Raw genomic sequence first — 12013 nt, forward strand, 5'->3', positions numbered from 1 at the left:
GTGAATAGCGGATCAAAAATCTCAGTCAGAAGATTGGCGGTATTCTGGGGCTAAAATCTTCAACTTTGATCTCTGTAATGTCTGCTTTTTCTTGGCGCGAATGTTTATGGTTCCACTGTTTTCATCTTTTGTTTGAATCCATCTAGTATTATTTTGGAAAAGAAATTTGCATTTATTACAAATCCCACAACAATACAATGTCACCTTTTGGGAAATTGCTGCTAACATTTGTTAGAATCATCAACGTTGGGTGCAGAGATGATTGTCTCATGTGGTGAGGTTGGCTGTCTTTTTAGAATTGGTGTTCCCTTGACATAGTCTAGGACTCCATCAATCTGTATTATGATGCTGTCAAGGATATCTGTTTTTTGTTATCTCCATCTCGGCTGATGCATTTATGATTTAATGATGAAATTTCTGTGGAATGAAATCAAGTTGGGTTTTGTAGGTTCTCAACGAATTATCTTTGCACGCGCGTGCGAATCTTGATTTTTATTATCGCTCAAAAGACTATCCCTGTGGACAAGGCTAAAAGTCCAATGAAGGGAATATTTCTAAAAGGCTCTTTTATTGGTGCAATAATCACGGTTCCGTCTCTTGTTGCATTTTTTATTGCTTGGTTTGTCACTGGAGACAAATATGTCTCGCTCATAGTGGGCGTAGTCGTCCACTTTATTGGGATGGGCTTTACTCTAAAACTATCAAAAAAATTATTCAAAGTAAAGCAAGACTAGTTCAAATTTAATTATTCAAGTATAATCACAAAATATTGATGAATCTGGACAAAATAGAGTATGATTTGGTTCACGAAGTTAAACTAGACCCTATTGAGGCGAAGATCTTTTTGCTTGTGACAACTCGGGGGAAAATGTCTGTAGACAGAATTGCGTCCGAGCTTGGAATGGATAACAAGGTGGTGTTGCAATCAACAAAAAAATTAGTCGCACTTGGTGGTTTCATTGACATGTCTGAAACGGAATTTGAGGCAATGCATCCGAGATTCACTGCAGTAAACATGTATCGCAAAATGTGCATCAGAGAAAATATTGAGTTTAAAAAAAATCTTATAGTTGACAATATTGGTATTGCCTTGGAGGTACACTATGAGCGTGCAAGGACTAAATAGTACCTTTTTGCGCCAAGTACCAATGAGTGTTGATACTGAAACCTGTAAACATGAGATCACTTATTTTGGTGTAACAAACGTAAATGTTGATTCAAGAACAATAGGTTCAGTAGATGTCTGGCGATGTGCTTTTTGCAAAAAGAGATTTTGTGAAGAAAAACAACTGGGAATTGATTCCATTGTAGATTATGTCGGCATGCCAAAAATAGAACCTGATGAAAAATGGGCTGTTTTGGTGCGAAGATTATTCAAAGGAAAAGATAGATGGAAGCTAGTCCGACTAAAACAAAATGGTACACTCAAGGTAGAAAATCCAGATGATAAAGTAATTGAAATCCAAATCAAAGATTTCAAAGTAGACGATCCACATCATACTAGCTTTCTGATTGATGATAACATCAACAAGGCAATAGAAATCTAGGTGAAAGATTGGACGTTGCAGTTCATGTTAATAATGTCAAAGGAAGTCAAATGGCGGCCAAAATTACGGGTACATTTACCATAAACAATAACACATTCAAGTTTTCAGCAATTGCGTTTGGTAGAATTGGTGGGCACAATATTGGCGCAAAAATCTCTAAATCTACCGAAAAAGCACTTCAAAAGCTAGGCTATGATTCCAACGAAGTAATCGATGTCTTGCAAAAGAATCTAGTCGCCGGTAATATTACCTTGCCTGAGGGCTTGAGCAGAGAATCTTTTGCAGATTCTTAGAACTGGGCTTCTTCTAGGGCTTTGGCGCAGGAACATCCACGATGTTCTGGTATTGCATCTGGAATTGACGTGAGCAGTCGTTTTGTGTTTTCTACGTTTTTGTGTAGTGTCTCAATTACTTCCTTTGCAGTGACTGGCTTTTCTGCCCACACGTCATAATCAGTAACTGTTGAAATTGATGCATAACAGATCTGCGCCTCTCGTGCTAGCTGACATTCTGGAACTAGTGTCATACCTATTATGCCAGCACCAGTTGACTTGTAGAATTTTGATTCTGCTTTTGTGGAAAATCTAGGCCCTTCTATGCAGACATAAGTTACATTCTTGTGAACAGAAATTTTTTGCTCATTTGCTGCATTTAGTATGGCAGATTGCAATTCAGGGCAGAATGGATCTGCAACTGAAATGTGAATTACTTTGCCTTCTTCTGAGAATGTTCCCTTGCGAGATTTTGTAAAATCAATAAACTGGTTTGGCAAAACAAAGTCTCCTGGTGCAATCTCTTCTTTGAGGCTGCCGACTGCGGATGGTGCAATTATTCTAGTAATCCCCATTTGCTTAAATGCCCAAATATTTGCCCTATAGTTGATTAAGTGTGGCGGTATGGTGTGTTTTTTTCCATGCCTTGGCATGAATGCGACTTTTTTGCCCTTGAATATTCCAACTGTGATGGCGTCAGATGGCTTGCCAAATGGAGTGTCTACAGTGATCTCTTTTGCGCCCTCTAAGAGGCCGGAATCATAAATTCCAGTACCTCCAAAAATTCCAATATCTGCTTGTTCCACTAGTATCTCACCAAAGATTCAGTTTTGTATTTTGAAATCTTTTTGATTCCACCGAGCTCTGTTAGCTCTATCATGAAGGCAAAGCCAGTTACTTGTCCGCCCAGCCTCTCGATTAGCTCAGCCGCTGCCTTGGCTGTGCCTCCAGTTGCTAACAAGTCGTCACAAATTACTACTCGCTCATCTTTGGATATTGCATTTTTTTGAATCTCCATTGTTGCTTTTCCATATTCAATTGTGTATGATCTTTTGACTGTCTGACCTGGTAGCTTGCCCTGCTTTCTTATCATTATCATACCTTTGTTGTATCGTAATGCTAGTGCACATGCAATTGGAAATCCACGGGATTCGATTCCTGCGAATACATCTACATCATTTGTATGGTATCGTTTTGCAAATTCGTCTATACAATGCGACATGGCAGACGGATTTTTTAAAATTGGACTGATATCTCTGAACAAAATTCCCCTCTTTGGAAAGTCTGGATATTCCGTGATGATGTTTTGAAGATTCACAAGTTTGTGGGTTTGACAGAGTAATAAAAAGGGTTTCCTGATTTATTGCAGATCAAATGTAGTCTCTGTGGTTTCTGCTCCAACGGTTACTTTGATGGTGTATTTACCCGGCTCTATTCCCTGCGGTACTGACCAGAACGTCTGGAAACTACCTTCTTTAGTTGTGCTCATGCGCAGCTCCACTGTATTGTTGTTTTTGGAATCCGATATTATGATTACTCCATTCTGGGATTTTCCTCCACCACTGCCGGTAATTGTCATGTAATCGCCAGCCGTGTATGGAGTGGTCTTGTCGATTTTCACGTTGAATGTCTTTGCTGCGGTTCCAGAGACATTGAACTTGACCTCTGCGAACTTGGCGCCACTTTTTGCTTTTATTACCCAAGACCCTTGCTTTGCATCGCTTGGAACTCTGAATGTTCCCTCGGAGAACTTGCCTTCATTGTCAGAAAAGATATCTTTATTCTTTATTATTTTGCCGTCTGGGTCTGTCATTTGTAAGTTTAGAATTATGTTTGGATTAGTAGAACCCAAAACCAAAATGTTGTCGCCTGGCAGATATTCTGGCTTTGTTGCTTGAATTGAGATGTTTCCTGTGGTTGTTTGAAGACCAACCGAAAACACCACACTGGTCTCTGATTGTGAGTGTTTTATCACTGCATTGTATACTCCTGACTTGTACTGACTTAGAACTAAATCAAAGACTTTACTGCCGTCAAGCCCCAATGAGATTCTTTCTGTAAGTTTGACCTTGTCGGTAGGATCAATAATCAAAATAGATATTGTTGATTTGGCAGGACCTTTGATTGTTAGCTTGGCAGTATCTGATGATGCATAATTTAGCTTGTCGAATTTGGCAATGATTTGTGGACCTGGTAGCTCGCCTAGGCCAACTCTAATTATCTCTGTTTCAGCTCCGTGTGTCAAAAATACTACATAGGTCCCTTTGATTGATGTAGCTGTGGTTTGATATTCAAAGTTAAATACTCCAGACTCACCGATCTCTAGCAAATCCGAGTGAATTTCTTTTCCTATTGGATCATTAATTACAACTTGCATTGTCTGACCCGGCTTTGCGGTTCCATTAAAGATGAATTTCTCACCAGGATCATATTTTGTCTTTGGTGAGTCTACTTTGATTATCTTTGTTATTGAGATGCTAATGGATTTTGTAATTGTTTCAATACCATCGCTAAATTCCACAGTTCTTGTGCCTAGTGGTGCATCTAATGGTATTGTGGTTTCATGCTGCCAATTGCCTAGAGCGTCTACTGTAACTACTGCTTGGTATAGTTTGCTGCCTGCCGGGTCTTTGCCTGTGATGGTAACTGAGCTTCCAGGCTTGCCGGTTCCACTGGTAGATATCTTTTGACCTGGTTCTGCCATTGTGATATAGTTATCAACTGTTAGTTTCTTGGTGTTTTGCGGAGCTGGAGTTTCTTCCATTGTTTTAACTCTTATGCTGATTGTCTTTTTGCTTCCTTGGGAATCTTCAAGCGATAGATCAATTCTATCTGATTGTATAGTAATTGGGATCTTGGCAGTTCCAATAACACGGCCGCTTTCATCGGTTCGAATGTCTTCTAGTTTTTCATTGTTTATCATTAAGTTTAGCACGGTATTTTTTGGGAATCCCTCACCTACTATTCTAATACTATCTCCGGTTTTTGGAGATTCCGGAATTATTTTGAATGTTGCGCTTTTCAAGTAGTCTGGTAGTCCAATCTTGCCTCGATGTTGTGGCGTGACTTTGCCAACTGACAGCTCATTTCCAGCACTATCAGAAGTCTTCCAATTCACTCCGGGGCTTTCGATTTCTGTCTTTATTCCAAACTTGACTGACTCACCTGAACCCAATGGCTCCGTTGATGTGAACACTAGAACTCCTTGTGAGTTTTTTACTCCTGTCCAACCCTTTTCTGCCTTGAATGACTTGAAGGTTCCGACATCTTTGCCAAGCCACAGTTTTATTGTATGAACTGGAGATGAATCATTATTTGTAAATTCCAAGAGTGTGGTCTTTTCAAAGGCTGTGCTTTTTGCTCCAGTCTCTGCACTAGCTAGTATCGAAGCTGAAAATATGAAAACTGTAAAAATTCCTAAAATAGCATAAACAGCATAATTCATTCGCAATCTACCTGCCTTCACGAATATTGTTTATTTACTCTTTTTGAGCGTTGGTGATGACTCGTGCGTAAAATACTTTAAGCAGCTATCGAGGTTTGCTTCGCTGGAACTTGGTTAGGCCCACATGAGCAGTCATGTTTTGGTGTTGTCGTATTCTCTCTGCAATAAGTCTGAACAATCCTCGGAACTGGTCCTTTGTCTTGTCTGAAAGGAAGTCTGCTTCTTTTAGTGCAATTTTTTCACAAATGTATCGAGCGATTTCTTCAATGTCAAAGTCGTTCCAGCCATCTTCCCTATGTTCATACCAAATGTCTTTGAGACTTTCGATTATTCCTTTTTTGTTTCTCGCCAGAACTTCTTCCCTTGTTAGGTTTCGAAATCCTTCCTTTCTTAGCTTGATTTCATATGTCTGGTTTACTGCATGCAAATAGTCTTCTGGTAGTATGAGGTCTTCTATTGACTCAATTGACTTTCCGCCTTGTTCTAAGTATATGATTTGCATGTCTGTAAACTCGTTTGCCTTTAGCTGTTCTGCTATTTTCTTTGATTCTAGGGTGTTATCTAAAATCACAAAGACATTATGGCCGTGGTTTCTGTAGAATATGGCAAGTGGTAGAGTAGAGTTTTTGCTGTATGACGCAACAACGTTTAGCGGATTCATCGAAATATTTGGATCCTCTAGGAACTTGTCAAATGAATTCAGAAACATTGCATCTGACATTGTCTCTACTATTATGACTGGTCGAGAGTTGGTGCCGATTTCTCTGTCGACAATAGATTCGACTAGGCCACGTGATAAACCATACAAAATTGGGATAAGTGTAGCGTCGTCAGCATTCCAATAATCATAATGGATTCTGCTGAGGTGCTTTCGTTTGTCCAGCTCTACTACAAGCAGGTTGCCAGGTGTGTAATCAAATATCATAAATGGTGAGTGGGTTGCATATAGGACCTGATTCGAGCCTGCCAAGTTCTTGAGAAGGTCAGATATTCCCATTTGCTGTGCTGGGTGAAGATTTCTTGCAGGCTCGTCCAAAAGCAAAATTGCCTCTTTGAGCTCTGCGCGCTGTGTTTCTGCTGCAAAGTTTACAATGAATGAAAATGTCCACTTGAATCCTTCTGCCCTTCTGCTAAGCAGACCTGTGTTTGTCACGGTTCCATCTCTGTGCACATCGGATATTACGACACTCATGATGTTGCCTGGATTGTATCGCAGATCAACGTGGATTGGGTCGCCCTTCCATGCCGGATTTAGTCTGTCAGTTAATCTTCGGCTCGCAGCGTTGAGAAGTTTGATCAACTTTGGCGGGCTGGATTTGTATTCTTCAAGTTTTTCAGTATCCAGTTCTGCAAGATAGAACAAGTTTCGGACTGTTTCGGCCTTGTCAAATTCCTCATAATCTGCACCCCCCAGCTTGTGTGTTTCCTTAATGTATTCATCGAGATTTATGTTACCATAGATTTTCTTATAGTCAGAAAAGTAGACAAATCTTGGATGCAGGTTTTCTAGGACAAAGTTCTCTAGCGCTGTTTTTTCCGTAGCTCCAACTAGTAGCTCGTCGTAGGTCTTTTCTCGCTCTTTGTAGAATCTTGACCATTCTGAGAGAATGTATGGTTCATCGGCTGCAAGCATGTTCAACGAATTGTTAAAGACTGTCATTTCGGTAAGGAATGTCTCCCTGTCCTTTGGCGGAGGACCTTCAAAGAACTTGGTATCAAACTGAATTCTAATGTGGTTTGGTATTGTGGAGATAAAATTCAGGATTTTCTCCGTGTAATTTTCCCAGGAATTTAGTGCCTTGTCTTTTTCTTCGCTTATCTTTACAGAACCAAAATCATACTGGATTTTTTGGCTTTTGTTGGTCCTAAAAATTCGCATGGTTGTGATTTCTGGCAGGTGTGGAAATCTCTCTTTGATTATCTTGGTTTCTTGGCCGGTCAGATGAAAGTCGCCTTCGGCTAGGACTATTTCTGACTTTAATTCTTCTGTCATTTCATCGCACAAATCCAGATCGGATACTCGCTCGTCTCGGTTTAGCAGAGTCAACGCCTGCAAAATTGTGGTCTTACCGCTTTCATTTCGCCCGACAAATGCAGCTAGGTCGCCAACTTTGATTTCACCGGAATCGTGTATGCATCGGTATGCACGCACTCGGAACTTTCTTAATCGCATCTAGCGCACATCTGGGGTGGCAACGATTTAACTTATTCGTCATTGTGATACGCACAAAAATTGCCATAGATATAAAAACACAAGATGCCAAGAAAATCTAAATGGTAACAAAAGGCATCGCGATTTTCATAATTCCAATAGTCTTCTCATTTGTGTATGGGGGAGCAGTCCTTGGAATGGCGCTTTCTGGACAAATTGATGCAGTGCAGACCCACTCTGGTGAATCTATTGATATTTTGGACCTGCAAGCGCAATACACCAATGGAGAACAGACAAGTGTGCAAATCTCAGTTGATGACTCTGCGTATGACTGTGGGGATCTGTATCTTACGGTCTATGATGTTTCCGCAGGACAAAAAAAGGCAGTAAAACAGGGAGCGTTCTTTGATCAGTGTTATGGAGAGTCTGGTATATTGCCAATCAATGACAAGTTTTCAGAATCACTTGAAGCAGGACAATACTTGCTTGAAGCTCAGCTATTTGACAAAAGCGGGGACAAATTCCTTAGCGTATCTCAGAGATTTAGCGTAGAATAATGCGATGTTATATATTGTAAAACAGGCGTGATTTATCATGGCAAAAAAGGTTACTGAAAAAGATTCTAAGAAAGACAAGAAAAAAGAGGAAAAGAAAGCCAAGCCTGCAAAGGAAGAAAAGAAAACTGTCTCTGCAAAGGAAGAAAAGAAAACTGTCTCTGCAAAGGAAGAAAAAAAGACAAAAGTAACCAAAGAAGACAACAAAAAAGACAAAAAAGCAAAACCAGAAAAAAAGGCCGTAAAGGAAGAAAAAAAGAAAAAAAAGGAAGAAGAGGAACCAGAAAAAACACTTGAAGAGCAACTAGAAGAAGAACTAACAGACGAGGAAATTGAGAATTTCCAAATCGAAAAAGTTGACATGGAAAAGCTCACAAACCGTGTCTGCCTGTTTTTGGCAAATTATGATGACGGCATTGTCCAAAGCGAATTATGGAAGAAATTCAAACTAACAAGCCGTGATGGCTCTAGATTGGCACTAAAACTAGAAAGAATGGGAATTATTACACGTGAAAAAATTCTTGAAAACAAGAGATGGACCTATGTTCTAAAAATCAAAAAGACTCCCGTCAGTACTGACTCTATTGAGAATGCACCATGTTTGGTGTGTCCTGTAGAACAAAAATGCTCACTTGATGGAGAAGTAAGTCCACGAACATGTCAGTGGATTGAAGAGTGGTCAATCAATGAACTCTCTAAACCAAAGAAAAAGAAAGAACAATGAAGCTGCTAGACGCAAAACGTGATCACTATAGAAAGCTGGCAAAGGAGCAAGGATATAGAAGCCGTGCAACATACAAACTGCTTGAGCTAAATAACTCGTATCGAATAATTGGTCCTGGATTCAATGTCGTGGATTTGGGGTGTGCGCCTGGTGGGTGGCTGCAAGCTGCAGTAAAGCTTGCTGGCAACAAGGGCCGTGTAGTTGGAATTGATACATCATACATGGATGAAGTAGATGGTGCCCATTTTATCAAAGGAAGCGTGGAGGATGAATCCGTTGTGGATGAAATTATTGAATATCTTGGAACAAAGGCAAACGCCGTAGTCTGTGATATTTCCCCGCAAATTACTGGTCACTGGTCGATGGATCATGCAAAGCAAATTTCTCTGAATTATTCTTGCTCTAAAATAATGGACCGGGTATTAGCACAAAAAGGAAATGCACTCTTCAAGGTTTTTGATGGCGAATACTCGATGGAATTTCGTGATTATCTGAAAAAGAAGTTTGTCAAGGTCCACCTAAAAAAGCCAAACGCAAGCAGAAAACCAAGCAGCGAGATGTACTTTGTCTGTCTTGGATACGGCCTAGGCTGAAAAGATCTCTTTGATTTTGTCTATTTTGGAATCAGTTCTAAATCCAGTTGGATTAAACGAAGTGGGACTAGCAGAAAATCCGTTTTGTCGCAGTCTTGATATTATCTGGTCGAGTGGTATTGGCGCTGACTTGAGGCGCTCGGCAATCTCATCTAGGGTGTAGTAACAAGCAGGCATATCGGATTCGAGTAATGCTTTTTGGATTACCTTTTGGCATTTTTTGTCCACATGATCTGGAATGTTTTGAATCATTTGTGCAACAAAGTCTCTCTCAAACAGCTTACCGATCCAAAGAGGACCTGCCAGCTCTATAGTACTAGAGCACAACTCGCAACTAGAAACTAGTTTTGATGTTGCATACCTATTGCCGCAGTTTTTGCAGTGTATGATGTATCCAATTTGGTCGCGTGTGTCTGGTTTGTTTAGTATCCTAAGATAAACTCGGTAATAATGTTGGTTTGTCTCTACGAAGATTGGTGTTGCCTCTACATCCAGCCTTGCTGCCACAGAAATTACTAGTCCCAGGATTAATCTGATTGATATTTCGTTACTGTATGCCGTCTTGACTGGAATTCCGTGATATTTTTTCTTACAGGCGTCCTTGAATAATCCATGCAACACTTGCAGATCTGTTGCAGAAACGGATAGAAGCCCATTGTGAACGGTTGCCCTTATTCCACAATCGATGTATTTTGCGGGAGAACCAAAAGGATCAATATCGACAATTGCACCTCGACTACCCTTTTTTGAAAATGCATTGAAAAACTGGCAAATATCGTTTTTTGATACTTGATAGTTTGCCAGATTGTTGAGCTCGGCAGATTTTTTTGATAATTCCAGTGCGCTTGGGTTTAGGTCGTTCACGTGGACTTCGGTACCAGATATTTCGTTTGCAACTCGTAGTCCGCGCGCTCCAAGACCAGACAGCCCGTCTAAAAATGATTTTTGACCTCCAAAGTTTTTCAAAAATTCGGAATACACAATGATGGAAAAATCTCTACTTAGCTTTGCCCTTGGATTGAAAAACGCAATATCTCGCGGCGGAACCTTTTGCTCCAAAGCCCCTCTTGGAACTAGGATCTGTGTTTTTCCCTCAGTAATGGTTGTGATTTGGTCATCTAACTGCAATTGATCGCAAGTATTTTTCTCTAAAACGGTTTAATACGTATCTGTTCGAGTCAGACTCGTGCTGGTGTGTGGTGTAGATGAGGCAGGAAGAGGTTCCATGCTTGGTCCTTTGGTTGTCGCCGCAATTGCAATAGAAAAATCAAAAATCCCTGAACTAGAAAAAATAGGAGTCAAAGATTCCAAGAAACTATCGCCAAAGATGCGAGAAAAACTATACAAGAAAATAATCAAAATTGTTGATAACTATCAAATATCAAAGGCAACTCCAAAACAGATTGATCTGGCAGTAAGCCAACACAAGCTTAACAACCTAGAATTGATTCACATGGCCAAAGTCATAACAAAACTACAACCTTCGATATCCTATGTTGACTCATGCGATGTGAATGCAACTCGATTTGGCAAAGAGATTGCCAAAATCACTCATAGCAAAATAAAGTCATATCATCATGCAGATTCGAAATTTGTTGTAGTGTCTGCGGCATCAATTATTGCAAAGGTGACACGCGACAGAGCAATTGCAAGCCTTTCAAAAAAACATCCCGTCGGCAGTGGCTATCCGTCTGATTCCAAAACAATATCATTTGTAAAACACTGGTTTTTACAAAATGGCAATCTTCCGGCCTATGTGAGAAAAAGCTGGGCTCCAGCAAAACTGATCGTGTCTCAGACCTTGGCGTGATATTTTGCTATAACTAGGCCGTGGTCTTTGTCATATGGCTCCAGTGTCATGTCTTGTATGATCTCAAAGTTTCCTCGGAGTTTTTTCATTTCATTTTGAATGACATTTTTTGGTGATTGGGTAACATCAATACTTCTTGTTTTGATTACAAGGAAGAGATATCCACCATCTTTGAGATATGCCTGACAGTTTGCAATGGCGATCTCGGTTTGGTCTGGCTGAGCAATATCTGAATAGACAACATCTGCCCTACCATACACAGAAAAATACTTTTTTGGATGCCTTGCATCCTGCAATATTGGCACTACGTTTTTTCTAAAATTTGCAACTCTGTCTAAAAAATCTCGAGCAACTCTGCTTGCATGCTCTACTGCAAAGACTAGGCCATTATATCCTACAATATCTGATATGTGGGATACTGTTGTACCAGTAGATGCACCTAGATACAAAACCTTGGTGCCACGGGTGATAGGAAACACATCTAATCCAATATACAGGGCAGCTGCTAGTTTGCTTCGAAACGGATCCCAAATTCGGTATTCAATTTTGGACTTTTTGTAGAGTTTCTCACCATAAACTGTATTTCCCTCAACATAATTTTCAGTGGCTAGTCTTTTTTGGCCGTCAAGTCTGAGCCAAATAAAATCAGAATCTTCGCTTTCCAAACTTTTTTCGATTGCCGGAATCCCCTCTAAATTCTCTGCGAGGGCCGTTTGATTCACCTCTGGATCTGAATCCATCACGTCTAGAGTCTCTGTCTCTAAAGCTTTGACGTGGTTTGTCGTCTCTGTCTCTGAAACTATCTCGTGGTTTATCATCCCGATTTCTATTCCTAAAACTATCTCGTGGTCTATCATCTCTGTCTCTAAAGCTTTGACGTGGTTTGTCGTCTCTGTCTCTAAAGCTTTGACGTGGT

General features: G+C 40.3%; 14 protein-coding genes. 8 read left to right on the forward strand and 6 right to left on the reverse strand.

Features of this window, described 5'->3' with window-relative positions; genetic code table 11:
- Positions 1–539 precede the first annotated feature (539 nt).
- From FJ354_06555 to FJ354_06570, 4 genes are read left to right on the forward strand one after another with little or no spacing between them, the layout of a single operon-like run.
- Positions 540–734, forward strand: coding sequence for a hypothetical protein (locus FJ354_06555; GenBank protein ID MBM3906316.1), 195 nt, complete (start codon positions 540–542; stop codon positions 732–734).
- 38 nt (positions 735–772) lie between these two features.
- Positions 773–1126 (forward strand): hypothetical protein, encoded by a 354-nt coding sequence (locus FJ354_06560; GenBank protein ID MBM3906317.1) that lies wholly within the window; start codon positions 773–775, stop codon positions 1124–1126.
- A 22-nt stretch (positions 1127–1148) separates the two neighbouring features.
- Positions 1149–1547 carry a hypothetical protein gene (locus tag FJ354_06565; GenBank protein MBM3906318.1) on the forward strand — a complete coding sequence of 133 codons (399 nt, stop codon included), beginning with the start codon at positions 1149–1151 and terminating at the stop codon, positions 1545–1547.
- A gap of 8 nt (positions 1548–1555) precedes the next feature.
- Positions 1556–1840, forward strand: coding sequence for a hypothetical protein (locus FJ354_06570; protein ID MBM3906319.1), 285 nt, complete (start codon positions 1556–1558; stop codon positions 1838–1840).
- Here FJ354_06570 and FJ354_06575 read toward each other — a convergent pair.
- From FJ354_06575 to FJ354_06590, 4 genes are all read right to left on the reverse strand, one after another.
- A complete protein-coding gene (locus FJ354_06575; GenBank protein ID MBM3906320.1) occupies positions 1837–2631 on the reverse strand; it encodes an S-methyl-5'-thioadenosine phosphorylase in 795 nt (264 codons plus the stop codon). The two genes, FJ354_06570 and FJ354_06575, sit on opposite strands and share 4 nt — an antisense overlap.
- A complete protein-coding gene (locus FJ354_06580; GenBank protein MBM3906321.1) occupies positions 2625–3137 on the reverse strand; it encodes an adenine phosphoribosyltransferase in 513 nt (170 codons plus the stop codon). The genes FJ354_06575 and FJ354_06580 overlap by 7 nt, the downstream gene beginning before the upstream one ends.
- Positions 3138–3179: 42 nt before the next feature.
- Positions 3180–5264, reverse strand: coding sequence for a hypothetical protein (locus tag FJ354_06585; protein MBM3906322.1), 2085 nt, complete (start codon positions 5262–5264; stop codon positions 3180–3182).
- Positions 5265–5349: 85 nt separating this feature from the next.
- Positions 5350–7437: an ATP-dependent endonuclease gene (locus FJ354_06590; protein ID MBM3906323.1), complete on the reverse strand. Its 2088-nt coding sequence runs from the start codon at positions 7435–7437 to the stop codon at positions 5350–5352.
- A 101-nt stretch (positions 7438–7538) separates the two neighbouring features.
- Between FJ354_06590 and FJ354_06595 the strand changes: the two genes are divergently transcribed.
- The 3 genes from FJ354_06595 (at position 7539) to FJ354_06605 (ending at position 9287) form a co-directional block, all read left to right on the forward strand.
- Positions 7539–7973, forward strand: coding sequence for a hypothetical protein (locus FJ354_06595; GenBank protein ID MBM3906324.1), 435 nt, complete (start codon positions 7539–7541; stop codon positions 7971–7973).
- Between the two features lie 358 nt (positions 7974–8331).
- Positions 8332–8694, forward strand: a complete 363-nt coding sequence (locus tag FJ354_06600) for a transcriptional regulator (protein MBM3906325.1) — start codon at positions 8332–8334, stop codon at positions 8692–8694.
- On the forward strand, positions 8691–9287 hold the full coding sequence (locus FJ354_06605; GenBank protein ID MBM3906326.1) for an RlmE family RNA methyltransferase: 597 nt from the start codon (positions 8691–8693) through the stop codon (positions 9285–9287). The genes FJ354_06600 and FJ354_06605 overlap by 4 nt, the downstream gene beginning before the upstream one ends.
- On the opposite strand, the gene FJ354_06610 is transcribed toward FJ354_06605, so the two are convergent.
- The gene (locus FJ354_06610) at positions 9279–10415 is read right to left on the reverse strand and encodes a tRNA (guanine-N1)-methyltransferase (protein ID MBM3906327.1); all 1137 of its coding nucleotides are present in this window, start codon (positions 10413–10415) and stop codon (positions 9279–9281) included. The genes FJ354_06605 and FJ354_06610 overlap by 9 nt on opposite strands.
- 58 nt (positions 10416–10473) lie before the next feature.
- On the opposite strand from FJ354_06610, the gene FJ354_06615 reads away from it, so the two are divergent.
- Complete coding sequence (locus tag FJ354_06615; protein ID MBM3906328.1) at positions 10474–11097, forward strand: ribonuclease HII; 624 nt, start codon at positions 10474–10476, stop codon at positions 11095–11097.
- On the opposite strand, the gene FJ354_06620 is transcribed toward FJ354_06615, so the two are convergent.
- On the reverse strand, positions 11082–11762 hold the full coding sequence (locus FJ354_06620; GenBank protein ID MBM3906329.1) for a fibrillarin-like rRNA/tRNA 2'-O-methyltransferase: 681 nt from the start codon (positions 11760–11762) through the stop codon (positions 11082–11084). The two genes, FJ354_06615 and FJ354_06620, sit on opposite strands and share 16 nt — an antisense overlap.
- Positions 11763–12013 lie beyond the last annotated feature (251 nt).

The sequence above is a fragment of the Nitrososphaerota archaeon genome (assembly GCA_016872055.1).
Classification (GTDB): domain Archaea; phylum Thermoproteota; class Nitrososphaeria; order Nitrososphaerales; family Nitrosopumilaceae; genus Nitrosotenuis.

Excerpts from the sequence above, each read along its gene's own strand:
- FJ354_06555 (MBM3906316.1), top strand. The coding sequence starts at position 540 with ATGAAGGGAATATTTCTAAAAGGCTCTTTTATTGGTGCAATAATCACG.
- FJ354_06560 (MBM3906317.1), top strand. The coding sequence starts at position 773 with ATGAATCTGGACAAAATAGAGTATGATTTGGTTCACGAAGTTAAACTA.
- FJ354_06565 (MBM3906318.1), top strand. The coding sequence starts at position 1,149 with ATGAGTGTTGATACTGAAACCTGTAAACATGAGATCACTTATTTTGGT.
- FJ354_06585 (MBM3906322.1), bottom strand. The coding sequence starts at position 5,264 with ATGAATTATGCTGTTTATGCTATTTTAGGAATTTTTACAGTTTTCATA.
- FJ354_06590 (MBM3906323.1), bottom strand. The coding sequence starts at position 7,437 with ATGCGATTAAGAAAGTTCCGAGTGCGTGCATACCGATGCATACACGAT.
- FJ354_06595 (MBM3906324.1), top strand. The coding sequence starts at position 7,539 with ATGGTAACAAAAGGCATCGCGATTTTCATAATTCCAATAGTCTTCTCA.
- FJ354_06600 (MBM3906325.1), top strand. The coding sequence starts at position 8,332 with ATGGAAAAGCTCACAAACCGTGTCTGCCTGTTTTTGGCAAATTATGAT.
- FJ354_06605 (MBM3906326.1), top strand. The coding sequence starts at position 8,691 with ATGAAGCTGCTAGACGCAAAACGTGATCACTATAGAAAGCTGGCAAAG.